Here is a 22,371-nt window from a genome sequence, read left to right on the forward strand (position 1 = left end):
AGCAGCTTCTGCTCGGACCTTTCTGATATGTGTATGATCAGTCTGCTCTAATCTTCGCTTTAAGCGGCCATTCTCATGTCAGATGAATACCCGCCATGCATCATGTAACCAGCGCTCGGAGTTTGAACCTGCAGCGGAACCATGCAGCCGATGGCTGCTGCTTCCGAGTGATTCCATTGAATAAGTCTTACCACTGCTTCAACATCACCGGATTGATATGCTTCGGCCAATGCCTGAATATTCAAGATCAGCTCCTCCTCTTCCGGCACAGCCAAGACAAGTTCCTCTTCCACCGGATCCAGCGATTGCAGCTCTTTGTGAGCACGATGAAGGGCAGCTTTTACCGCTCCCTCCGTTGTTTTCAATATACTTGCGGTTTCCGAAACAGAGTATCCATACACGTCACGAAGCAGCAATACCGTTCGCTGCAGGGGCGACAAGCGTTCTAGCAGCCATTGAAAAGCAAACTCGATGTTCAGATTGGTGTCCTCGTTCAATGTTTCTTCCTTGGGCAAAACCTGTTCCAGCTTCTCATCCAGGATTCGTCTATAAGTCTGATCACGGCGGACCCGGTCAATCCATGTATTCTTGGCAATCCGAAGCAGCAGGGCTTCAGGATTGACATGGTTCTGCTGCTTCATATGCTCCAGTGCCTTAATCCAGGTGTCTTGTACCAAATCATCGGAGTCCCATAAGGAGTTTGTAAGGGACAAACAATATCTGTGCAGGGTCGCATTCAATTCCTCCAGGCTCAGATCAGCCGAAGGTGGGCCGCTCGGTCGGTATATCGTCATCAAATAGCCAACTCCTTTTCTAAGCTCGGTAAGATATCTTATATGTAAACGAACGAAGCCATCGATTGGTTACTCTCGTTTTGCATATATGTTTTTTTATGGTTTCTCCGTACCTTTTGCGGCTTTCTCTTCGTTTACTTGCTGAAACCAGAAAACCTAACGATTATGGAGGATGATGAAACGATGAATATTGTTCCTTATGTTGTTGAACAAACTAACCGGGGCGAACGATCTTACGATATTTATTCCAGACTACTGAAAGATCGCATCGTGTTTGTGGGTGCAGCCATCGATGATGCCATCGCTAACAGTATTATTGCCCAGTTGCTGTTTCTGGCTGCCGAAGATCCTGAGAAGGATATCCATATGTATATTAACAGTCCTGGCGGCTCCGTATCTGCGGGATTTGGCATTTACGATACCATGCAGATTATTAAGCCTCAAGTCAATACCATCTGCACAGGCTTCGCCGCTTCTTACGGGGCGATCCTGCTGCTGGCAGGTGCTAAAGGTAAACGCCTTGCGCTTCCGAACAGCGAGATTATGATCCATCAGCCGCTAGGTGGCGTGCAGGGCCAAGCTACCGATATTGCCATTACGGCTAATCGCATCTTGAAGACACGTGAGAAGCTTGCTCACATTATATCCGAAAGGACAGGACAATCTGTCGAACGTGTTGAAAAAGATATGGAGCGGGATTACTTCATGACAGCAGAAGAAGCGAAGGAATATGGGATTATTGATGATATAGTCACTAAACTGTAATGCTTAAAGTTTGAAGGGACTCACCGTCCCGATACAATCATTTATTCACAAGGAGTGAATCGTATATGTTAAAAAGTCTCCTGAATCAAAAAGTAGCCATTTATTTTACGGATGGGAGTTATGTACAGAACGGCATACTGGAGGAAGTTGGCGAGCAGTTCATCCGATACAAGGATGAATACGAGATGCTGTATGTCCCATTAACCGCGATCCGCTATGTTTCTGTTAACACAAAGGAACGGGATAAACCTCGGGTTGGATTTGCGCCTGAGTCCTGATCCAATACCAAGAACCGCATGGCATCTTATGCTCATGCGGTTCTTGTCGTATCACTGTATTTTGCCAAGTATGAATGGAATCATTTGTTGTTCGCTTCGCGAATACGTCCCAGCTGTTTGATATGAGAAGCTTCGTGAATGGCGATGAAGTGAGCCCACTGTGCGGCGTTCAGCTCGAATCCATAAGGGTGAGGAAAGCGCAATTCATTCGTGTTACGCTCTGCGAGCTTCGTGATGAGCTGTTTCGTTGTATCCCTTACCTGATTCAGCTTCTCGATCGCCTCATCATAGGATAATATGCCGCTTGGCATCGCTTGTTCCGGAGCATTGATCTTTTTACCGATGATTCCGCTTGTGGACAGTATCTCGCTGACATCGGTCTCTTTTTGCTCCACTGCCTCAGAAGGCAGAACAGGCTCACGCTCAAGCATTTGCTTTAATTGATACTGAATCATCTTCTCCAACTTGCCTAGATGTTCTACAACCTCAGTCACACTCCAGCCGCTTGGATACTCGCACAGCCCCTTCTCATTTTCACCAAAAGCATCCAATGCCTTCATAAGCTTCTCACGGACCTCATCCATATAAGGCACGATATCCTGAAACTTCACCATGTCTATCTCCTCCAAGTCTCTCTACTATATGTCTATATAAACATAGTGCATGAGTATTGTACCACGACCTGCGCAGCGTATCCAAAAAGCTGTTCATTCTGCCTGGGCAAGCGAGGTGTTATATGGCTTCAAAATGCTCAACGATGGGGAACGGATCATAAAAGTGATGCAGCAGGCTTTTCCATTCCTGATATTCCGCCGATCCTCTGAACCCTACTGTATGATCCTCCAGCGTTTCCCATTTCACCATAAGAACGTATTTGTGGTCATCCTCCATGCACCGCTTCAACTCATGATGAATATACCCTTTCATTTTGGAAATGATTCCGGATGCCACTTGAAAATTGCGTTCAAACTCTCCCGATAACCCGGGTTTTACCTGTAGCATGGCCACTTCGAGTATCATTGAATTTCCTCCTATGGTATCAAGATAGATTATATTGAGTAAATTCCTCTCTAGGTCAGTAAAAGCTTTAAATGTGAAGTCCTCTGTTCATTCTGATCCCTATTACGATGGCGTTAAAATAACCTGATGCTTCGCATGATTGATTATGTAAAGAATATTCTTCAGGATGTCACCCTCTCAATCATATACTCATCCAGAACAAAATCCTTGAAAGTGATAGAATGGACGGCCTCTCCCAATGAAAATGCCAGTTGTTCATTCCTAAAAACAGCACATGCCTGTTCATCTATACCAATTCCGTGCTTAATCTCTTTCGTTCTCATACCTTCCAGCAAATTGGGCTGGTCACCCCACTCTGTATAATGGACGCTTATCAATATTTTCGTTAATAACCCTACTCCTTGTTTAAACAGCAACTTCCCCTGTACATTATCCTGCGGCGAAATGAGGCAGACCTCCGGAAGAATTAAAGCGCCAGCCGAATTCCCAGCAATGGGAACACCCTTCATGTAACAGTCGATCAGGAGCTCTTTAAAACGACCGGTTGCGTAATATTGATGGTAGAGCTCCGTATCACCTCCGCCAATAAATATACCTGTCGCCTGAGACAACACCCGTTCGGCTTGTACCATGTCCAGGTTTCCGTCCTGATCCGGAACGATCACCTGCACATTTCTAGCACCCGCATCCTCCCATAATTGCTGAAACAATGGAACATATTCTTCCCAGCCTGGTCTGTTCATGATGCATAATGCAATTCTAGCGTTTGAACCACCCGCATGCTCTATAAATTGTCTGTTTGACTCTTTTTGAAAAGAATGTCCTCCAAGCAAATATAAATATCGATCCTTCACGAGCCGAGACCCCTCCCTTACTTCTTCTGTTTCGGATTCCATTTGGCAACATAATATAGCAGCAGACTAATAAAATAAATTGGAAGCAGAATGATGCCAATCACGGCACTCAGCAGGACAATGGACAGCTTGCCTCGATCCGTAATGTCATCGAAATTCATATAACCGTACACTATCCAAATCAACCAGACCAATGTAACGGCGTATCCTATTTTATAAGGTAGTTTCATAGTAATACCCACCCACATCCTAGAGATTAAATGGATTAAGTTGATTGACTACGGTGGTTCAGACATTTTTAATCGCGCTGCGTCATTACAGTACTATTTTTCAAGCAACAATTATGATTTTTAATTAGGGGCTTACCATAAGTCTCATCATTAACATTTTGAATATAACAATTCAATAAGCTTATCTTGGTTCCGTTCCATCCATTCTCTTCTAATCAAAAGTTGCTTCAACATCAGATGAAAATAGGAAGCGATGTTCCTTTCGGCCAAATGCTGTCCGATATAAATGCTTAATAATGAAACATAATATAACTGCATAATACAGGGAATCCACTCGATCTCTGCACGTGTTAACCTCATAGATTGTCGATATTCATCTAAAAACAACTCTACCTTTGTCAAGGTCTGGTCCTCACACTGAAGAAGATGATTCAGACAGATGGATAGTTCCCATATCCGTATGTCCTTGGCTGCAAAGTCAAAGTCCAATACACCGCTCATCTGCCTGGACTTGGGATCGATCAAGAGATTAAACACCAAAATATCATGATGGACTATTTGTTTTGGCAGTGCATTCAGTTCGGGGGCATAGTTTAGCCCTAATTCATAGTATCCTTGCAATACAGCTATCTGTTCGGCATCCATCTTAAAAGGAGGACATGTCAGAAAATTATGAATACTCGTCCGATCTGCCAGAGAATGGAGATTGTAAAAATTATGGAACTCAATTGTAGGACAAACCACGTCAACGGAATCGAATTCGAATTGCTGAAGAGCATATGATATTTCCCCAACTGTCCGTCCATAACTACGCACATCAGAAATGCTGGATAGATCAGGTACATCTCCTTCGATAAATCGTGTCAGGGAGCCCGAGGAACCGTTCGACAGAACCACGTACTTCGTATCATCCATGCTAGAGACGAAAGCTGGGACATCAAAAGGTAAGGAACAACGCTCCAGGTAGGCTGTTAGTTCAATCTCAAACCGAAGTCTCTCTTCGTTCTTCGTATGACGATTGTATATTCTCGCGATGTATTTCTCTTGGTTCATTATGACAATACGCGAATCATTCGTCATACCGAAAGGTACGGCTTCAATCGAATGCATAGGGCTATGAAAATAATGATGTAACAACTCCTGGAATAAGTGATCCAATGTATACACCTCTTTTCTGATAAAAGCGGCCCCTATGATCAATTATATAAACGCAATACTGATTCATGGTCTTACTCATTAAGAACCTATCCCATTTGAAAGAGCCCTTCATGCACATCTCTCAAACGATCTTTAGACTCCCTGCTCCTCCCTGTAATGACTAACATCTCCATGGAGGATGATGGAGGGCACCTCATCGGTCAGTTCGATTTTGCTAAGGCAGGTCGGGTGAATATATGGCAGGTCCCACAGGCGATCCATGCTTCTTCCTTCAAAATACGCCATCAATAGCTTGACCACCACGGTGTGCGTAACCAGCAAAATACTGGCGCCTGGATTAGAACCGACAATATCGACAAGCTTATTAACCGTGCGCTCTCTGACTTCATTGAAAGTTTCACTGTCCTGGACACTGAACAGCTCCGGATGATTCCAGAAGTGATCCAGCTGCTGAGGATATAATTCAGCGATTCGTTCCTGTGTTTGTCCTTCCCATACCCCTAAATTAATCTCTCTAAATTCCTCGCAAGCCGTAATCGGAACATTCCGTCCCCCTCTAATTATGTCGGCAGTATGATATGCTCTGTTGCTTGTACTCGAGTAAATAAGGTCGAAATTGTCTTCCTTCAAAGCGTCCCCGAGCCATTCCGCTTGCTGAATACCAAGCTCGGTGAGCGGTGAATCCTTATGTCCTTGAAAACGGTGCTGCACATTCCACTCGGTCTGTCCGTGTCTCACCAGGTAGATGGTGGTTGTTTGTGTCATCGATCGTTCCCTCCCTAACCTTAATGCTACTCAACCGGCAACGTTTAACTTATCGAACGGTCTTCTTGACGTATGGCATAAGCCAGCTTATACAGTTCTGCGATATCTGGCCTTCCCGTCTGTTCGAAGCGCTGAACGGCTTCCTGCAAATCAACGGCCTCTACCGCGATGACATGCTCGCCATCTACTGGATTTAGCGGCTCACCAACGATGCGCACATCCCCGTAACCCACCAACCGAACAAAATGAGGGTGGGGAATATGCGGACGATAGGGAGTCTCACTGCTGGATTCGCAGCGAAACTGGCCAAAGATTCGATACGTCTCAAGTTCTGCGCCTAACTCCTCTCTAACTTCCCGTCTAAGTCCTTCCATGTAGGACTCCCCAGGTTCAAGGGTTCCTCCCGGAAGCTCCCAGCTCCCATCGACTACCTGAAAGATAATGCACCGGTCCCCTTCAAATGGAAGAATGGTAACATTGCTGACCTTCGATTCTTCCTCGATTTTTTCGCCAAAGGCAAATCTGGCTCGCACGACGCCCCAATGGATATCATTCGAGAGTGTCGGACACAGACTCAAATCCGTGTTTTGTCTCATGCGTGTAAATCCTTTCGATGTTTACAATTTCATTTTAAACTATGTAGCACTATACTCGTGGACCATAAGCACCTGCTCCATCGAGCTCGTGAAACCATACTCTTTCAGCACGTCCACCAGTTCCTTATGCGAAGCCCGAATATTGAAGGCGGATCGTTTGCAGGTATAACCAGATTGTATGATTTCCTGTATCGCAGCCTTTAGCACAGCCACTGCATCCGGATGTCCGGGAGCAGCCTCACAGCGTAACAGCGTGATGGCTGTCAACCGGCCTTTGGCATCGAACACCCGCTTAAACAAACCATAGCCCACCTGCTCTTCCCCTTCCAATACAATAACGCATTCGCCGTCCTTGATACCGGTCACGTCTGTCTGCCAGACTTCACCGGAACGATAGAAAGCTACGGAGGCAGCCTCGGCAGCCATGCCTCTGACTCGCGTATACCTTGAAAGAGTCTCTTGTGTAGGCTGTAAATCTATGGCCTGCTCATTCGTCATGATGAGAAGCCGGTCGATGATTTCATAACCAACACTCTCGTAGAGAGAGATCGCTGGTTCATTCGTACTAATAGCCTCCAAATAAGCTCGACGGACGCCTTGTTCTATGTAGAGCTCGGCGTTCTTCTCCATCATCTTTTTGCCAATTCCTTGTCCCCGGAATTCGGGGGCTATCGCTGTCCCGCCATTCCGTGCAATCAGCATGCCATCTTCTTCGCGATAGCTGTTCACCACAATGCCAGCAGGTACGCCATCCACGTAACATGCAAGTGATCGCTCCAGGCATAACCCATCGTTTACGATCCGGGCTATGAAGCGGTCCAGCGGCATCGAGGCGTTAACGATATATCCTTCAAAAGCATGATTCCAGAGCTCCGACACTTGCCGAATCGGAAGCTCAGATAACGGTTGGTAAGTCACCATAAACTAATTCTCCTATTTATTATTTAATATACGCCTTATCGAGAGGTATCTCTCATTTGTAAAACATGCAGGAAAACACCTGAGTTAAAGACTCATTCGTGTTCTCCTGCATGTCTCATCGCTGCTTATTTAGCTTTATAGAGCTGCATCGTTCACACTATCAAGCCATGCTTCAATACTGCCAATGACGGAGGTTACGCAACCATCCTCAAAGGGAGACAACAAGCCAGCTACCTTCACTAATTCGGTGAAGGACTTGCTTCCGCCTTGACGGCATAGATGCAAATAGTCATTCCAAGCAGCCGTGCGGTCTTCGTGCATCTTCTTCCAGAACTGGAATGCACAAATTTGTGCCAATGTGTAATCGATATAATAGAAAGGCGAACTAAAGATATGACCTTGTTTATGCCAGAATCCGCCATGCTCCAGGTACGTGTTGTCATCGTAATTCCGGTGCGGCAGATATTTCCGCTCAATCTCACGCCAAGCCTGTTTCCGTTCAGCAGGCGTTGCATCAGGATTCTCATACACAAAATGCTGGAATTCATCAACCGTTACTCCGTAAGGAATGAAGATCAACGAGCTTGCAAGATGTTCGAAACGGTATTTATCCGCCTCATCTTCGAAGAAGCGATCCATCCACGGCCAAGTGAAAAATTCCATACTCATGGAATGAATTTCGCATGCCTCATACGTTGGAAATGCATACTCTGGTACCTCGAAGCTTCTGCTCTCATACACTTGGAACGCATGGCCCGCTTCGTGAGTAAGCACATCGATATCACCCGATGTACCGTTAAAGTTGGAGAAAATAAAGGGAGCACCGTACTCGCTAATATAAGTACAGTAGCCACCGCCCTGCTTGCCTTTTTTGGCAACCAGATCCATCAGGCCATTCTCCTGCATGAAGGTAAAGAACTCATGTGTTTCCGGCGACAATTCTTCATACATGGCTGCACCGTTGTTTACGATCCAATCCGGGTCACCCTTTGGTGTGGCGTTCCCCGATTTAAATGCAAAGTTCTCGTCGTAGTACAGCAGTTGATCCACATCAATACGTTTCTGCTGGCGTTCTCTCAGCTTGGTTGCAACCGGTACGATATGCTCTAGCACCTGGTTGCGGAAATTAGCCACCATCTCGGCGTTGTAATCCGTACGGGCCATACGAGCATAACCCATCTCTACATAATTGTTAAAGCCGAGCTTCTTGGCCATCTTGGTTCTCACTTTAACCAGATCGTCATAAATTCTGTCGAAGTTTGCCTCGTTCTCAGCCATGAAACCGCTCGATGCCTCCGTCGCGCGTTTACGCATATTGCGGTCCGTCGATTGCTGGAATGGAGCCAATTGAGGCAGGGTGCGCTCTTCACCTTCAAATAGAATTTTGGCAGATGCAATCAGCTTCGAATATTCCGTTGTCAGCTTATTCTCCTGCTGCAAATCCTCAATAATCTCAGGGCTGAAGGTTTTGAGTGAAAGCTCAGCTAACTGAAACAGCTGCCGCCCCCATTTGGCCTCCAGCTGATCTCTAAATTTGGAATCCACGAGAGCACGGTAATAGTCCGTGACATATTCCTGAATGATGGGTCCATTCTCATCAAAAAAGTCCTGTTCCGCCTTATAGAACTCATCATTCGTATCAACCGAGTGACGAATATACACCAGTTGACTGAGTGTATCCATCTCACTGCGGAGTTTATTAATGCGGGTCATCGCCTGGTCCTGCTCCTCATATGTGCTGGCTGAGGTGAAGACTTCAAGCTGCTCTTTAAATTTTTGTTCAAACTCTTTTACATCGGGTCGTTCATAGTGATAATCGCTGAAATTCATAAGATGCACCTATCCTTTCAATATAAAAACATTTTGGTATCTTGATCGCGTGGACTCATTGCACACCAAACTATAAGTAAATTCTATATTCCCGGCGGAATATCCTTCACAGTCTGTGAAGATTCGCGATCGCACTCTCTTTTTGCAGACCCATCTGTTGCTGGATATATTGGGCCACGCCGTCAAGCTCATTCGAATCGATAATATGGTCAGCCAGCTTCTGTATACTCTCATGAGCATTGCGCACCGCGACTCGTGTACCTCCAGCTTCGAACAGCCCCACGTCATTAATATGATCGCCAAACACTACGGTATGCTCCAAATCCACACCCATATGAGAAGCCCACAATCGGAGTCCCTCTCTTTTGTTCCCTTTGGCATGACTGAATTCCAGAAAATAATGATTGGGGATATAATAATCCGGCATGATATGTGCGTGAATTACATCGCCGAACCGTTCCGTGACTTCAAGGCGAATAGGCTCCAATTCCTCAAACAGTCCGATGTATGTAAGGGTTAACGTCCGGTAATCCGGTGGACAATTCAGGTCCTTAACTTCCAGGAATCTCGGGTCGCCGGAACGACTATGATAGAAGGATATTTCTCCCTCTCTGCGCAGTGTCTCATGCAGAACGCGCTCCTGATGATCCACATCTAATGAAAAATAAAAGGGAGTGATCCCATTTTTTCTTCCAATGTTAATAATCTCATTCGAAATATCTCGCTCCAGCCAATATCCATCCATAACGGTTTGATTCAGCACGTCATATATCAAAGCACCATTATATAGAATGACGGGGTATTTCCACGGAATGTCCGAGACCACGCTATGAGCACTAATAAAGCCGCGAGCCGTTGCAAACGTGACAATCATGTCTTGTTCCAGCGCATCCCTAATGACATTCGAAGAAAAGACTGAAAGTGTCTGATCTGGTCGCAGGAGTGTTCCGTCAAGGTCAGTAATATACGCTTTTTTCTTCAGAGTAACCATGCCTCCTTCGTCGCCCATCATGTATAAAACCCAGCCTAAGATCTAAGGTCTAAGGCTGGGCCATCAATATTATTGGGTCACATACCATAATTATACATAAGTCGGATCAGAAATGGTAAGCGTATTTTATTTAGCTGCCGATAGCCATTGCTCGGACAGTCGCTTCGCATAACCACTAACGTATATCGCCAGTTTGCTTACCTGATGATGCTCTTCCAGACAGGAGTGCAAAACGGCCTGCCCTACTTGCTCGGCAATGTCATCCAGCATGGCAGCAATTTCTTGATTGTACGGTGCCGCATGGGCCACTTTACCGGGATCTACTGCACGCGCGGGAAATAGAGGCACATTCCAGGATGTGACTTCAGACAGCTTATTTTCAAGCAGGTCGATGATTTCTTTTACCGCCTTCCGCTCATGCTGCGGATAATGCAAATAATACTCCTCTATTATCTGCTCAAGATGATCAGACCACATGGCTCTGGCGAATATATAGCTGTTGAGCCCGCCTGCCCATTTCCACGGGTAGTCCTCATCGCCCCGATAAGGCACGACCAGATTCAGCATACCCTCAAGACCAAGCTGTTCATAAAAAGCAACATCTTCTGTGATTCGCCTTGTCAAAACAGAGAATAAATTCGTCAGCATAAAATGATCGCTATAGTATTCAAACACGGTCAGCTTGCGGCCGTGTTTAGTGGTCTGTTCGCTCCATTGACGCAATGCGCGCTCCGCTCTATGATCCGTCTCATGGTCACTTTTTTCATAGCTATAACGGTAATCTCTTCCCCAATATGCAAACAAGGTATCAATATGCTGCGAGCTTTCACCCTCCAATTCGAGCATGTTCCAGGCAAGACCAGCGTTATAAGCAATATGCTCAACCTCGATTGATATGCCTGCATGAAACAAATAGGTCTGCAAGCGTTCCGTAAAAGCAATATATTGCTGCAAGAACTCGGAGGTATTGCCTGCTGCAATATCTTCAGGCCAAAGCGATAACCTTGTTAGCCCCGGTACGGAGCGGCAATAATGTGCAATCTGTTCAAACATTGACTCCTGCCAATCCAGCTGTTCAAAATCAAATTGCTCCTTAGCCGTATAAGGATGATCTGCCGTAACCTTCTCCTGCTGGTTCATCGAAACATTGGAGGAATGAAGGCCTTGAATAAACTTCATGCTATGCCCGCCTAGCGTAACGTCAATTCCTCTTTTTATTATTTCAGGAGAGAGTTCTTCTTTCACTTTGTCCCATAATGAGAAGGTGAAGAAGATTTCATTGATTTTATTTTGTCCAAACCAGTGAAGCATGGCAGTCAAATAAGGAATATCATGGATCGTCTCAAACACGAATCCGCGCCTTTCCATACGGGGGCTGTAATAGCGTATTTCACCTGGTCTGAATGGAGAAAGTTTGTCTGAGTCCTGAATTGTAAATTCGCAGGATGCTTCATCCAACTGCGGATACACGGCATGAAGACCCCATACCTCCTGCGCGTACTGATATACTCCGAACAGAACTGCCCGTTGGCCTTTTCCTGCGATGACAATATGATTGTCGTACTCTGTTATGAAGAATGAATCGCTGTAAATGGAAGCTCGCTTATTTCTCATCCGCTCAAGAAGCGTTGTATCAACATTTTGCAGCTGTTCCCATGTCCCCAGCCAAATCGGCTTGCAATCTGAATTTATATGTTGGCTTGCGGCGAGCTGCTGCAGTCGGTTCCACTCCGCATAAGCAAATTCTTGAACAGGATGCGAATATTCTTGTCCATTTAACTCCATTGAAGATTCCCCCTCGTAATCAGTAAAGAACGGCTTTGCCTTCAATCAACCGCTGCTGCAATTCAGTTATAGGCACATCAATTGCGTTGCAGTGGTGTTTTACAGTCAGTGCCGCTGCGATCCCGGCAGCTTGCCCAATCGCCATACAGCTTGGTGTCAGTCTTGTAGTTGCCTGGGCTTCATGAGTGGTTGATATGCATCTGCCTGCCAGCAGCAAGTTACTTATCTTAAGCGGCACAATGCTGCGGTAAGGAATATCGTAAGCGCCGCCTTCGCGTATAAAGTTCGCCGTCACGCCTTTTCCTTCCGGATTATGAATATCAATCGGGTAACCGCTGCGCGCAATGACATCTTCAAACCGGCGGGCATCCAGGACATCAAGTCCATTTAACACATAATGACCTATGATTCGTCTCGTCTCCCTGACGCCGATTTGCGATCCGACAGCAGCGACCACCGCTTTTTCAAAACCTGGAATATGCTGTTGGAAGAAGCTTTCAAGCTGCAGCACCTGCTTACGTCCTTCAATTTCCGCCTTCGTCAAATCTTCAATATGGGTTGGGTCTAGTCCGGAAACGCGTGATACATTGATAAGCACCTCATCTTCATGGGGGCCGCTGAAAAATAACACGCCTTCACGCTGAATCGGCAGATCGGCTGCATTCCATTTATCGTAAAAACCCATTACTCCGGTAAGCGGCAAATGATCCAGCTTGGCAATCAAAGATTTATGATAAAATTGCGATGGATTCTCCTGCATATATTGCTTAACCTTTTGTAAATCGACGCCTTTCATGCGGAACTTCATCGTCATCGGCTGCACGTTATGAGTGTCATTGCCTTGCTCCCAAGGTGCGCCTGCCATATAAGCGACGTCTCCATCACCCGTGGCATCCACATAAGCTTTAGCCTGTAAATAGGAAGTTCCGCTCTTGTTATAGACTTGCACGCGATCAATTCGCTCGCCCGCTTGATCTGTTTGAACATCAATGATCGAAGTGTGCAGTAGCAACTCAACACCGGCTTCCTCAAGCATTTCGAAAGCGAGCACCTTATAGACCTCTGGGTGGTATGGCGTAAGCGTATGCGTAAAACCGATCGTATCCCGCAAATGGCCAGGCGACGCGCCAAGCGCCATCAGCCGATCGACAATTTCTTGCGCGATGCCTTTTATGACATGCTCGCCAACAGCGGAGTGAAATGTCATCCAGGGATACACCATGGCTGCCGTAGACATACCGCCAAGAAATCCGTAACGTTCCACCAGGATCGTTCTCGCCCCGCTTCGGGCACTGCTGAGTGCCGCAGCAATGCCTGCCGGTCCCCCGCCAAGCACCGCTACGTCATAAACCTTCTCTTCCATACGCTGTTTATTTGTCAATTCATATCCACCTCTCCGATTTTTGGAGCGCTCCCAAATCAACACAAAAATAAAGCCATGATGCGGTATCGGCAGCAGATCAGTTGTTACTTTGATTGCATGCCGCACACCATCCCAAGTTGCCACCTACCCATGAACTCGCATTTGTTTCAGACGCTGCGCAAAGGCTCCCGCAGCGTCTGTGTCAGTGCCAAGCTTTACATTTTCACGGCATCAGCCGCTGTCTCGCACAATCAAATCACTTTCAATAACAACAGTTCTTGCTTCATCCGCAGCCATTCTTCCCTTTAACATATCAAGCAGCATACGCATGGCTTCCTCGCCTAGCCGCCGCTTATCCTGTCTGACCGTAGTCAAAGGAGGGGAATAATAAGCCGCTGCCTGCACATCGTCATAACCGACGACCGCAACCTCTTGCGGAACATCGATCTGCAGCTGCGATAGAACTTCCAGCGCGCCAAATGCCATTAGATCATTAGCCGCGAACACTGCATCAAACGAATGACCTTCCTGGATCAATCTTCGTAGCTCCGCGCTGGCATCTTCACGACTGGCATTGCCCGCGAGAACCAGCTCTGGATGCACATCAATTCCTGCTTCCTCCAGCGCTTCGCAATAGCCAGAAAATCTGGCATTCTCATGGTGCATATTTCGGAGTCCGTGAATGTAGACGATGCGGCGTTTGCCCTGCTCAATTAAATGCTTGGTCGCCATGAAGGCACCGCTGTGGTAATCGGAAGTTACGCAGGCAATCGGCAGCTTCTGAAAATCGCGTTTACCAATGAGCACAAAAGGAATCTCTAGTTGCCTGTAAAATAGCAAGTGCTCTTCGCGAATATGCTCCCCCATAATAACAAGGCCATCCACTTTGCGTCTTGTCCCGATCCGCTTCCAATATTGCTGATCCGCAGAGCTGCGATTGGCAAACAGCAGCAGATCGTAATCATTAGCCGCTGAATCTGCTTGAATAGCTTGCAGCACTTCATAAAAAATATGGTGCGTCAAATAATCCGGATTGTCGCTGAAAGCAACTACTCCGATATTGCCTGTCGTCCCGCCTGCCAAGCTGCGTGCCTGAGGGTGGGGAACATAACCTGTCTGTTCAATGATATCTTGAACCTTTTGCCGTACATGCGGCTTTACACCCGGCATATCATTCACTACACGCGATACAGTGCCGCGTGAAACGCCTGCAAGTCGGGCTATCGTTTCCAAAGTATGCTTCATCTTATATCACCTATTGTGGTTGTGGGAGCGCTCCAATCCATGCTATATTCGTATTATGAAGGATGTTCCATGTACTGTCAATTCACATTGATCACACTAGGCAGGAGGAAGTTTACATGAAAACTCAGCCATTTGAAGTTCGAAGTATACATAATGACCAAGAATTTGACCAGGTGATGAGAATCCTGGACAGAGCCTTTCCTGTCGGCAAATCGTTTTTTATGGACAGGTTGTCCAATGACTCGACTTATGACACCTCCACAACTTGGATAGCAAAGCAAGAAGACGCCGTGACGTCAACGATTCAGATGTTCCCTGTCTACTGCAGGTTAGAGAATGCACTAATAAAAATTGGCGGGATAGGAAGCGTTGCTACAGATGAAGCCTATCGCGGGCAAGGCCACTGCCAGCAAATACTAAAGCAGGCCTCCTCGTGGATGGTAGATGAGCATTATGATCTTTCGCTGCTGTATGCGGTGATAACGCCATTTTACGAAAAATTCGGATGGAATGTCGTCCCTCAGCCTTTATATGAATTAACTACTGCGCAATTGACTGCTGCACAGGAGAAAATAAAGCATTCAGCAGCCCAGGCATTTGACCTTCAGCCGCAATACACATTTATCCCATATGAAGATCATTATCTCGCTGATCTAGCAAATATTTACGAGCAGTTTAATGCCAATCGCACATTTACGTCTAAGAGATCGGGCAACTCTTGGACAGACCGGATTCACTGGCCTCGATGGAAAGACGCTGAAAAACTGCTAGTCCGCCATGACGGCAACGTGGTTGCCTATGGACTGATCTCCCCCGTGAACAATGAGCAATCTTCCCATATCGATGAGCTCTGCTACTTACCCGGACATGAGGCTGCGGTGCTTCCACTTCTGCAAGCGCTAGTGAATACACGCCAAGGACTGGAACGCTTCGTTGCATACTTACCGGATGATCATGCCTTAGCCGATATCATTCTGGCAGCCGGGGGCAGTTATACGCTTAACCATGATGCCATGTGGAAGGTGCTGCGTTTCGTGCCGCTACTCGTGAAAATACGCGAGATTTTGCAAACCAGATTGAATAACAGCACTTACAAACAGCAAACCCTTTGCATTCATCTGTCTTGCGCCGGACAGCACGCTTATCTTCAATACGCAAACGGTGAGCTTGAGATTACAGACATAGAAAAGCAAGGGCAGCATTATATCGACATTGCGTTAAGCCAAACCTTATTTGTCGGCTCTTTGCTGCAAGGCTTCGATCAGATCGTTTCCCTAGAGCACAGTAGAATCATAGATGAACAAAGCGGCAATATGCAGCAAGTCGGCGATTTTTTCGCCCCGCTAACAGACGAGGCTCGCACCATCCTGCAAGCTCTGTTTCCGAAACAAGCAAGTACTTATTATAATTTAGACCGTTTCTGACTTACTGCCAACAGGCCTATGAGGGAGGGCCTCCCTGCGTGAAGTAAGCGCCTCAAACGTCATCTCATGAAAAAGAGCCCCCAATCCACGTTTGCAGTGGTTGGTGGCTCCTGTGCATTTATAGCGATAGAGCTAATCCATAAGGGGATGCTTCATAATAACCGCAGAACAAGATACGAACATTGATCATGCCTGTCTTCATCATCCTTTATATTCCAAACATTCAATTACTTCATGATTGGCGGCTGAAGATAATCAAGAACTCCATGTATATTCTGAATCTCCGCTAATGGAAACACACCCATACTGTGCATTCTGGCGATGTCTCCCCGGTAAGCGATAAAGGGAACTCCCGCGTCTTGGGAGGCCTTGCCGTCCACCCAGGCATCTCCGACAGACAGCCATTCTTGCGGTGATGTAGCATGAAAATACTTCAACACCTCCAGGTATCCATCTGGTGCCGGCTTTAAGAAACCCATGGCTTCTCTGCCAACAATGAGATCAAAATAATGTGCAATCCGGTTCTCCTGCAGAGCAGTCATTGCTGCTTCCTCGGCATTATTGGTCACTATAGCCAGATGCAGCTGTCCATGCAATTGCTGGATGAGCTCCAAAGCCCCTTCCTCCAGTTTGGCACCGATCATCCCCTGCACCTCATGTTTCTTGGCAATATCCCACATTTTGAAACCCAACTCATCTGTTAACAAACCTGTCTTCATTGCCTCTGCGATGATAGTAGAAGTGGTATGATCGTTCATGGACATACCCTCTGGCAGTATTCTATAACTGCACAGATAGGAGTAGATCTCCCTCTTCATAGCGCCAAAGTCAATCCTGGATTGCAGCAGCGTATTATCCATATCAAAGATGATTCCCTTAACCTCATACCCGATATCTAATCAACTCCCGTCATGGATACCCCATGAATGACAGCCCCGTCAGGCAATCCTGATTTAGGTATATTGACCAGTGATGTGACACTTGCCTGGCCAGGGTAACCCTCCGTCCCGTCATCCTCTTGTGAAGCCAAAGTGATATATAGATGATCCTTTTCATTCCCGGTCTGCTCTCTAGCCATCTTCACGGACGCGATCCGGAAACCTTGGGCAGATGGAAGCTGCCCACCGCTAACCAATATATAAATTTCCTGATCTGTTTCCTTAAGTACCCAACCGCCGGGTGCCATATTTACACTGTCATCATATAGCTGTTGAATGTCCGGATCCAGTCGCTCGATCGAACGGAATTCCCAGGTAAATTCCGGAGATGTTTTGGTGTAAAGAAGCTGCGTATACGGGACTTGAACATAGTCTATTTTCTGAACTTCTCGCACTTCTTCCGTCACACTTCCAGCGTAATCCGATTCGTCTGATCCTTGACCATAGCAGCCAGAAATCAATATCATCATTACGATCATCATAAACATCAACCTTCTGCTGCCGGAACCTATACACATCTACTCATATACACCTTCATTCGCTAATCATGCACAACTTCTGTACCCGCGATAAAATCATGTAAAGAACGCTTATCCTCACGCAGCGCAACCATAAAGGCACTCACTATGATACCGATTCCTAATGTTAACGCATAGACGATCGCTGCTACGACGTTGCGGAGCAGCATCGTCCCAATGCCCGGCGGCTCAAGAAAATCGAATTTTCGGATTCGAATACCGCATATGCGCTTACCGATGGTATAACCATTCCAGTATACAGGCACCAGAAGCGAATACAGAGCAAAAACCGTATTATTAATAGGCTCATTTTCATAATCTCCCGTAAGAATTCCCGCTATGAACGAAAGAGGTAACCCCACGATAATTCCATCCAGAAGATTAGCACCAAGCCTGATCCAAAAGCCGGCCGCTTCGTTATCATTCATAATATTACCCCCTTACTTAATAAACACGCGACGTCTCAAAATGTTGGGTTGCACTCTTCATTTGTTATCCGACGCGTCGAATTCCTGCCAGTTCTTCTTGATCTTGTTTAGATCATTTTGATGCCACTTACGAAGGAAGGGTATGATGAAGCATAAAATACCGAGAATGAGGCTGATGATACTGAATATCCACGGCCCTTTCCCCCACTCGGATAACAGATCCTCAAACGACCTTGGATTGTATATTCCTATAATGGCGGCTGTCAGATAACGAATACCGTACAAAAAAGCTGCAATGCAGATAAAAATCATGCCCATCATTTTATTGTTCATCGGGAGTATGATCATTCCTTTCATCGAAAATCCACCATCCGGCTACTCCGCTTACCTCTACGGCCAGCTCATTTCAAAGCTGCTTACCCCATATAACCCATGATCGAACCTCTCTCACATCAATTCCCAGTACCTGTTATTATTGTAAGCTTCGCTTCCTGATCATACAACGCATTTTCCACATTTCCCCACTCGCTTGCTAAGCTGGAGTAAACGACGCACCATCCCCAACAATTTTTGTTACAAATACAAAAAACAGGATGACTTCTCTACATTGTAGTAAGCCAACCTGCTGAAGTTATCACTGCAAATTTACAGCGAATCAATAAGTCCTAGCGCTCTTCCATTTCTTAATGAAGCAAAGCAACCCATAGCCCAACGTAAAGCCGACCGAGTTCAAGATTAAGTCATCTACATCCAGACTGCCCTGCCGCGATAATAACTGTGTCACTTCGAGCAAGCATAACCCGGCTAAGAAGAAACCCAGCGACTTTAGAAAACGAATTCGAAATGCAAGCGGGAGCAGCATTCCAAATGGCATAAAAACCGCAATATTGCCTACAATATTGATCCATGAACTCATAGTGCGAATGGGAAAATAACTTGTGATCGTTAAGAATGGAACCAGATTATAACTATAATCCGGCTGAGTTGTCCTCCCGAATCCCCAGAGCATCCAGTAACCTAACAGCAAGGAATACCCTATGAGGAGGATTAAGGCAAAAATTGCAACACGTGATTTCATAAGCTCTCCTGTTAATCTCCAAGCTTTGTTGGAATTTCAAGTGTGACGTTTTTTCCTTCGTATGTGTTTAAATTATCGATACTGCCTTGTGTATATTGATAATAACTTTCGGATGTTTCTCGTTTCCATTCCCAGAAATGAGCCCCGTTGCATATGATCAGTCTTTCTAACCATCGCTCAAAGTTCATTTCAATTTCAATAGCACTATCAACAAAAAGCATTTCGGTCCAATAGAGATAATTCGAGGCTCTGCCATGACACTGGTTGGAGTCGATAAACAACATATCTCCGTTATCCGAACCAATTGGATACCATCCGTCGGGAATCATGTGGATATAATCATAATCAATGTAATGGCGGCGAATTTCATCCAATCCGAACAATTCCATACCGCCCCCGTAAAATGGATGTTCGAATAATCTGGCGCCATCGTGCCGCAATAGAAATTGTTTGTAATCCCACGGTACAGCAAGCTTCAAGCTGTGAAAAAAATCGTCAATATCACCAGACTCAGCACCTGCGGCAAACGTGAAGCGAGCAGGTTCACAATATCCATGCTGACCCTGTATTAACAGGGAATCATTCTTATCCAAACGCTTACGTAATCCGGTAAGGGAAAGTTCAACAATATTGAAAATCTCCATTGGCTTCTCCTATTCCTTTCCCCAATGTCTTTGAACGTCAGGCTTTTTATAAGTACTTTAAATACTCATCGCTTATTTTATTTCATTTAGTCTCAGCGTTTCTCCAGTTTCTCTGGAGACATTCGCTGCTTCCAGGAAACGAATAAGCTCCAGCGTTTCTTCTAAAGGAACGTCTGATACACCTGTCGTAAACATTTGCATGATCTGATCCAGCAAACTGGCGTAATAGGGTTTGGGATGCTCCATAATGTCCACAAAACGGCTGGATTCCTTGCGATGAATTGTGACCCCGAAACGCTCGTTTCCTGAACGATTCCCCCGAATCGTCCCGATTCTCCCATCATTCCAAACCGCTGTCAATACCTCATGCTCCTCCGTAGCGGCGACATGTACGCTTACACATCCTGGTCCAAAGACGCGGTAAAGCATCTCTGCCGTATGTATACCATACCAGAAAAATCCCGGCTGTGTGGGTTGTAAAGGAAGCGGTCCCGCACAATCTACGCCAATGATATCTTCCTCTCCGCCGCTTGCCAACTCATCCTGAAGCCCTTGTGCATATCGAAGAGATGAGCTGCTCATAACGGTAACCTGATACTGCTCAGCCAGCTCGACGATCTCCCTTGCATCCCTGCTCGTGACCGCAAACGGCTTATCAATAAATACAAGCTTACTATAGGGAGCAATTGCGCGGAACAAGGACAGATGAGACCTTCCATCGACCGCTTCCAGCATCACAGCATCGACCTGCTTTGCAACCTCTTCCGGCGTCTCTAATATGGCAGTTCCCCATTCAGCGATTTCCTTCGTATATCCCTCAACCCGGCCACTACTAAGCTCAAAGTCCGGTGATCCCCCAGGAAATGCAGCTGTCACCCGTCCCCCCGGAACGTGATAGGGATGAGTTTTGTCATGCAGCATTTTTGCGAAAATAGAGACATGCGATGTATCCAAACCAATCATACCGATCTTCATCGTCATAAGATGATTCTCCTTTACAGCCATTTTTCACATCATATCATTCCAGAAGACTTAAGGACGTGACTTTAAATCGTCTTTTAAAGAGGTTTATACAATAAAAAAGCTGCCCCTCTCTGATCAACAGAGGGTGGCAGCTTTTTGAGTTAGTATATCTGGAATACATGGCTAACGTTGCATAAAGCAAGGTTATTCAGATTATGCCTCGATTTGTTCCAAATGATGAATCAGATGAGCCACATAGTCATTTAACAACCACTCCAGCGTAACTTCCGTTTGATCGGGAAGGACGCATTTCTTTTGAAAATCTGAGGTCTCAGCTTTTCGCAAAACACGCAAAATCGTTCGGTTTATATTCTGCCACAAAGATAAAACGTCAGACTTATCATATTGATTCTGGTAATCATTCACTCGTACCCAGTCATCCTGAGTATAACCTTGAATAGCAATGGGATAACTGGATATGATAATTTTCACAAAACGCGCATGGTTATTCAAAGCTGAATCACATAGATGTCCGAGAATTTCCTTCTTTGACCACTTATTAGGCGCGAGCTTCAGATTGAACTCTACCTCATCTGTTGCATTTACGATCTCCGTCATTTCGGATATCAATGATTCCAGCTTCATGATCGACTCCATATCCCATCTCCTCCTTAAAATCCTAATTTATTCGTTCTAAAGGCATCCCCAGAAAATCACTGTACTGCCTAGCAGCAACCATAAATCTCTCTTTCCAATCGTTCATCGGTGAAAAAGGATTTAACGTAATTTCAAGACCGCTGCGTTTGATTTCCCGTTTCCAGACACCGACCACTTCTCCATCTGCAACCATGATGGGTTGATAAACCCCGTTACGATAAGGAGCGATATGGGCATCGTGCTCTGCCTGTATGATTGTGCTGCGATCTTTGTAACCCAAGTAATATTCGTCAAAACCCGGAAGCAGAACCGCCGAACCCGATTCACCGGGCGCAGACGATACAGAAACAGAACTCCAATATTCCGTACCATGGACGAGATCGGAACGAAGATCAGATTTAACAGCCTCGAAGCCACGTTTTGCGTCTGTCACCTTTAATCCCGTCCACCAAGCAAAATCTTGAATTGTTGCAGGTCCATGACCTGTAAAGTAGCGACATGCAAGCTCCGCTAGCGATTCTTCAAATGTGAGCTTTGTTGAATTCGGGACCCACTCATCGAGGAGCACAAAGGTCTGCTGTTTGCCTTCATGCGGGCCAAAACAAATCATGCCTGTCCGTCCCAAATACCCCAAAATATAATAACCACGGCCATGCTTGGTGCTGATCCCCGCCTCCTCCAGCAGTTCCATCAATCTAGGACGAGAGACGGGTGTACAGTCACGCAGCGCAGCGCCTATTATCCACCTGCATCGATTGAGAAGATCTTCGTCCAGCTCAAACTCCATCTGCTTCTTCTTGTCATTCGTTTGAAGACGCGATTCTGTCAGCTTCAGCATCCACTTGGCATCTGCGGCAGGTACGAAGAAAATCGTTCCCCGCATCGGCCAAGTTAGCACGATTTTACGATCAATCACGGCTTGCTCTACATCTCCAAGCTTAGCAGATTGCGTGCGGAGACCAATTCCCCATACCGCTTGATGATAATCCTGGGCCTGGATAGCCCCCATCTCTTTAATTGCTTGCTCCGGACTCTCGCTTTTCATGCCTGTGATTCGCTGATTTAAGAGCCTTTGATTTGCTATGGTTTGACTTAGCACGACTATCCGTCCTCCTAGCCATGAATG

Annotated in this window: 26 protein-coding genes; 3 read left to right on the forward strand and 23 right to left on the reverse strand. The window is 46.0% G+C overall.

Features of this window, described 5'->3' with window-relative positions:
* Window positions 1-59: 59 nt before the first annotated feature.
* Window positions 60-794: a sigma-70 family RNA polymerase sigma factor gene (locus tag AM231_RS13925; RefSeq protein ID WP_054403076.1), complete on the reverse strand. Its 735-nt coding sequence runs from the start codon at window positions 792-794 to the stop codon at window positions 60-62.
* 165 nt (window positions 795-959) lie between these two features.
* Between AM231_RS13925 and clpP the strand changes: the two genes are divergently transcribed.
* Entirely contained in the window at window positions 960-1,559 is a 600-nt protein-coding gene (gene clpP / locus AM231_RS13930; RefSeq protein ID WP_082341635.1) for an ATP-dependent Clp endopeptidase proteolytic subunit ClpP, read from the forward strand.
* 65 nt (window positions 1,560-1,624) lie between these two features.
* Window positions 1,625-1,837 (forward strand): hypothetical protein, encoded by a 213-nt coding sequence (locus AM231_RS13935; RefSeq protein WP_053492507.1) that lies wholly within the window; start codon window positions 1,625-1,627, stop codon window positions 1,835-1,837.
* An 80-nt stretch (window positions 1,838-1,917) separates the two neighbouring features.
* On the opposite strand, the gene AM231_RS13940 is transcribed toward AM231_RS13935, so the two are convergent.
* The 13 genes from AM231_RS13940 to AM231_RS14000 all read right to left on the reverse strand — a co-directional run bounded on the left by AM231_RS13940 (window position 1,918) and on the right by AM231_RS14000 (window position 14,595).
* Window positions 1,918-2,451, reverse strand: a complete 534-nt coding sequence (locus AM231_RS13940) for a DinB family protein (protein WP_054403078.1) — start codon at window positions 2,449-2,451, stop codon at window positions 1,918-1,920.
* A gap of 118 nt (window positions 2,452-2,569) precedes the next feature.
* Window positions 2,570-2,857: an antibiotic biosynthesis monooxygenase family protein gene (locus AM231_RS13945; RefSeq protein WP_054403079.1), complete on the reverse strand. Its 288-nt coding sequence runs from the start codon at window positions 2,855-2,857 to the stop codon at window positions 2,570-2,572.
* Window positions 2,858-3,018: 161 nt separating this feature from the next.
* Entirely contained in the window at window positions 3,019-3,711 is a 693-nt protein-coding gene (locus AM231_RS13950) for a Type 1 glutamine amidotransferase-like domain-containing protein (protein WP_054403080.1), read from the reverse strand.
* Window positions 3,712-3,728: 17 nt separating this feature from the next.
* Window positions 3,729-3,941, reverse strand: coding sequence for a hypothetical protein (locus tag AM231_RS13955; protein ID WP_054403081.1), 213 nt, complete (start codon window positions 3,939-3,941; stop codon window positions 3,729-3,731).
* Between the two features lie 150 nt (window positions 3,942-4,091).
* Complete coding sequence (locus AM231_RS13960; protein WP_242615147.1) at window positions 4,092-5,051, reverse strand: phosphotransferase enzyme family protein; 960 nt, start codon at window positions 5,049-5,051, stop codon at window positions 4,092-4,094.
* A gap of 180 nt (window positions 5,052-5,231) precedes the next feature.
* Window positions 5,232-5,864, reverse strand: a complete 633-nt coding sequence (locus tag AM231_RS13965; protein ID WP_054403083.1) for a histidine phosphatase family protein — start codon at window positions 5,862-5,864, stop codon at window positions 5,232-5,234.
* 44 nt (window positions 5,865-5,908) lie between these two features.
* Window positions 5,909-6,460 (reverse strand): NUDIX hydrolase, encoded by a 552-nt coding sequence (locus AM231_RS13970; protein WP_054403084.1) that lies wholly within the window; start codon window positions 6,458-6,460, stop codon window positions 5,909-5,911.
* Between the two features lie 39 nt (window positions 6,461-6,499).
* Window positions 6,500-7,381 (reverse strand): GNAT family N-acetyltransferase, encoded by an 882-nt coding sequence (locus AM231_RS13975; RefSeq protein ID WP_054403085.1) that lies wholly within the window; start codon window positions 7,379-7,381, stop codon window positions 6,500-6,502.
* 135 nt (window positions 7,382-7,516) lie between these two features.
* Window positions 7,517-9,211: a M3 family oligoendopeptidase gene (locus AM231_RS13980; protein WP_054403086.1), complete on the reverse strand. Its 1,695-nt coding sequence runs from the start codon at window positions 9,209-9,211 to the stop codon at window positions 7,517-7,519.
* Window positions 9,212-9,317: 106 nt separating this feature from the next.
* Window positions 9,318-10,193: an HAD-IIB family hydrolase gene (locus tag AM231_RS13985; RefSeq protein WP_054403652.1), complete on the reverse strand. Its 876-nt coding sequence runs from the start codon at window positions 10,191-10,193 to the stop codon at window positions 9,318-9,320.
* Window positions 10,194-10,328: 135 nt separating this feature from the next.
* The gene (locus AM231_RS13990) at window positions 10,329-11,987 is read right to left on the reverse strand and encodes a beta-N-acetylhexosaminidase family protein (protein ID WP_054403087.1); all 1,659 of its coding nucleotides are present in this window, start codon (window positions 11,985-11,987) and stop codon (window positions 10,329-10,331) included.
* Window positions 11,988-12,006: 19 nt separating this feature from the next.
* Window positions 12,007-13,350, reverse strand: coding sequence for an FAD-dependent oxidoreductase (locus tag AM231_RS13995; protein ID WP_054403653.1), 1,344 nt, complete (start codon window positions 13,348-13,350; stop codon window positions 12,007-12,009).
* A gap of 231 nt (window positions 13,351-13,581) precedes the next feature.
* On the reverse strand, window positions 13,582-14,595 hold the full coding sequence (locus AM231_RS14000; protein ID WP_054403088.1) for a LacI family DNA-binding transcriptional regulator: 1,014 nt from the start codon (window positions 14,593-14,595) through the stop codon (window positions 13,582-13,584).
* A gap of 116 nt (window positions 14,596-14,711) precedes the next feature.
* Here AM231_RS14000 and AM231_RS14005 point away from each other — a divergent pair, with 116 nt between their 5' ends.
* Window positions 14,712-16,019, forward strand: a complete 1,308-nt coding sequence (locus AM231_RS14005; protein ID WP_054403089.1) for a GNAT family N-acetyltransferase — start codon at window positions 14,712-14,714, stop codon at window positions 16,017-16,019.
* A 227-nt stretch (window positions 16,020-16,246) separates the two neighbouring features.
* Here the strand turns inward: AM231_RS14005 and AM231_RS14010 are convergent, their stop codons facing one another.
* From AM231_RS14010 to AM231_RS14050, 9 genes are all read right to left on the reverse strand, one after another.
* Complete coding sequence (locus tag AM231_RS14010; protein WP_341271620.1) at window positions 16,247-16,912, reverse strand: HAD family hydrolase; 666 nt, start codon at window positions 16,910-16,912, stop codon at window positions 16,247-16,249.
* 2 nt (window positions 16,913-16,914) lie between these two features.
* On the reverse strand, window positions 16,915-17,439 hold the full coding sequence (locus tag AM231_RS14015; RefSeq protein ID WP_242615148.1) for a hypothetical protein: 525 nt from the start codon (window positions 17,437-17,439) through the stop codon (window positions 16,915-16,917).
* Window positions 17,440-17,498: 59 nt separating this feature from the next.
* Window positions 17,499-17,903, reverse strand: a complete 405-nt coding sequence (locus AM231_RS14020) for an RDD family protein (protein WP_053492494.1) — start codon at window positions 17,901-17,903, stop codon at window positions 17,499-17,501.
* A gap of 57 nt (window positions 17,904-17,960) precedes the next feature.
* Entirely contained in the window at window positions 17,961-18,260 is a 300-nt protein-coding gene (locus AM231_RS14025) for a hypothetical protein (protein ID WP_242615149.1), read from the reverse strand.
* 298 nt (window positions 18,261-18,558) lie between these two features.
* Complete coding sequence (locus AM231_RS14030) at window positions 18,559-18,981, reverse strand: VanZ family protein (protein ID WP_054403092.1); 423 nt, start codon at window positions 18,979-18,981, stop codon at window positions 18,559-18,561.
* 11 nt (window positions 18,982-18,992) lie between these two features.
* The gene (locus AM231_RS14035; RefSeq protein WP_054403093.1) at window positions 18,993-19,625 is read right to left on the reverse strand and encodes an SMI1/KNR4 family protein; all 633 of its coding nucleotides are present in this window, start codon (window positions 19,623-19,625) and stop codon (window positions 18,993-18,995) included.
* Between the two features lie 72 nt (window positions 19,626-19,697).
* Window positions 19,698-20,606 (reverse strand): Gfo/Idh/MocA family protein, encoded by a 909-nt coding sequence (locus AM231_RS14040; RefSeq protein WP_054403094.1) that lies wholly within the window; start codon window positions 20,604-20,606, stop codon window positions 19,698-19,700.
* A gap of 195 nt (window positions 20,607-20,801) precedes the next feature.
* The gene (locus AM231_RS14045; protein ID WP_054403095.1) at window positions 20,802-21,245 is read right to left on the reverse strand and encodes a DinB family protein; all 444 of its coding nucleotides are present in this window, start codon (window positions 21,243-21,245) and stop codon (window positions 20,802-20,804) included.
* 22 nt (window positions 21,246-21,267) lie between these two features.
* The gene (locus AM231_RS14050; RefSeq protein WP_054403096.1) at window positions 21,268-22,344 is read right to left on the reverse strand and encodes a winged helix DNA-binding domain-containing protein; all 1,077 of its coding nucleotides are present in this window, start codon (window positions 22,342-22,344) and stop codon (window positions 21,268-21,270) included.
* Window positions 22,345-22,371 lie beyond the last annotated feature (27 nt).

Origin of the sequence: Paenibacillus solani (genome assembly GCF_001277345.1) — a bacterium.
GTDB classification, from domain to species: domain Bacteria; phylum Bacillota; class Bacilli; order Paenibacillales; family Paenibacillaceae; genus Paenibacillus_AQ; species Paenibacillus_AQ solani.

Bases quoted from the DNA above. Each gene is read 5' to 3' on its own strand.
- AM231_RS13925 (WP_054403076.1), bottom strand. From the start codon at position 794: ATGACGATATACCGACCGAGCGGCCCACCTTCGGCTGATCTGAGCCTG.
- clpP (WP_082341635.1), top strand. From the start codon at position 960: ATGGAGGATGATGAAACGATGAATATTGTTCCTTATGTTGTTGAACAA.
- AM231_RS13935 (WP_053492507.1), top strand. From the start codon at position 1,625: ATGTTAAAAAGTCTCCTGAATCAAAAAGTAGCCATTTATTTTACGGAT.
- AM231_RS13940 (WP_054403078.1), bottom strand. From the start codon at position 2,451: ATGGTGAAGTTTCAGGATATCGTGCCTTATATGGATGAGGTCCGTGAG.
- AM231_RS13945 (WP_054403079.1), bottom strand. From the start codon at position 2,857: ATGATACTCGAAGTGGCCATGCTACAGGTAAAACCCGGGTTATCGGGA.
- AM231_RS13955 (WP_054403081.1), bottom strand. From the start codon at position 3,941: ATGAAACTACCTTATAAAATAGGATACGCCGTTACATTGGTCTGGTTG.
- AM231_RS13960 (WP_242615147.1), bottom strand. From the start codon at position 5,051: ATGCATTCGATTGAAGCCGTACCTTTCGGTATGACGAATGATTCGCGT.
- AM231_RS13965 (WP_054403083.1), bottom strand. From the start codon at position 5,864: ATGACACAAACAACCACCATCTACCTGGTGAGACACGGACAGACCGAG.
- AM231_RS13970 (WP_054403084.1), bottom strand. From the start codon at position 6,460: ATGAGACAAAACACGGATTTGAGTCTGTGTCCGACACTCTCGAATGAT.
- AM231_RS13975 (WP_054403085.1), bottom strand. From the start codon at position 7,381: ATGGTGACTTACCAACCGTTATCTGAGCTTCCGATTCGGCAAGTGTCG.
- AM231_RS13980 (WP_054403086.1), bottom strand. From the start codon at position 9,211: ATGAATTTCAGCGATTATCACTATGAACGACCCGATGTAAAAGAGTTT.
- AM231_RS13990 (WP_054403087.1), bottom strand. From the start codon at position 11,987: ATGGAGTTAAATGGACAAGAATATTCGCATCCTGTTCAAGAATTTGCT.
- AM231_RS13995 (WP_054403653.1), bottom strand. From the start codon at position 13,350: ATGGAAGAGAAGGTTTATGACGTAGCGGTGCTTGGCGGGGGACCGGCA.
- AM231_RS14000 (WP_054403088.1), bottom strand. From the start codon at position 14,595: ATGAAGCATACTTTGGAAACGATAGCCCGACTTGCAGGCGTTTCACGC.
- AM231_RS14005 (WP_054403089.1), top strand. From the start codon at position 14,712: ATGAAAACTCAGCCATTTGAAGTTCGAAGTATACATAATGACCAAGAA.
- AM231_RS14015 (WP_242615148.1), bottom strand. From the start codon at position 17,439: ATGATGATCGTAATGATGATATTGATTTCTGGCTGCTATGGTCAAGGA.
- AM231_RS14020 (WP_053492494.1), bottom strand. From the start codon at position 17,903: ATGAATGATAACGAAGCGGCCGGCTTTTGGATCAGGCTTGGTGCTAAT.
- AM231_RS14025 (WP_242615149.1), bottom strand. From the start codon at position 18,260: ATGAAAGGAATGATCATACTCCCGATGAACAATAAAATGATGGGCATG.
- AM231_RS14030 (WP_054403092.1), bottom strand. From the start codon at position 18,981: ATGAAATCACGTGTTGCAATTTTTGCCTTAATCCTCCTCATAGGGTAT.
- AM231_RS14035 (WP_054403093.1), bottom strand. From the start codon at position 19,625: ATGGAGATTTTCAATATTGTTGAACTTTCCCTTACCGGATTACGTAAG.
- AM231_RS14040 (WP_054403094.1), bottom strand. From the start codon at position 20,606: ATGACGATGAAGATCGGTATGATTGGTTTGGATACATCGCATGTCTCT.
- AM231_RS14045 (WP_054403095.1), bottom strand. From the start codon at position 21,245: ATGGAGTCGATCATGAAGCTGGAATCATTGATATCCGAAATGACGGAG.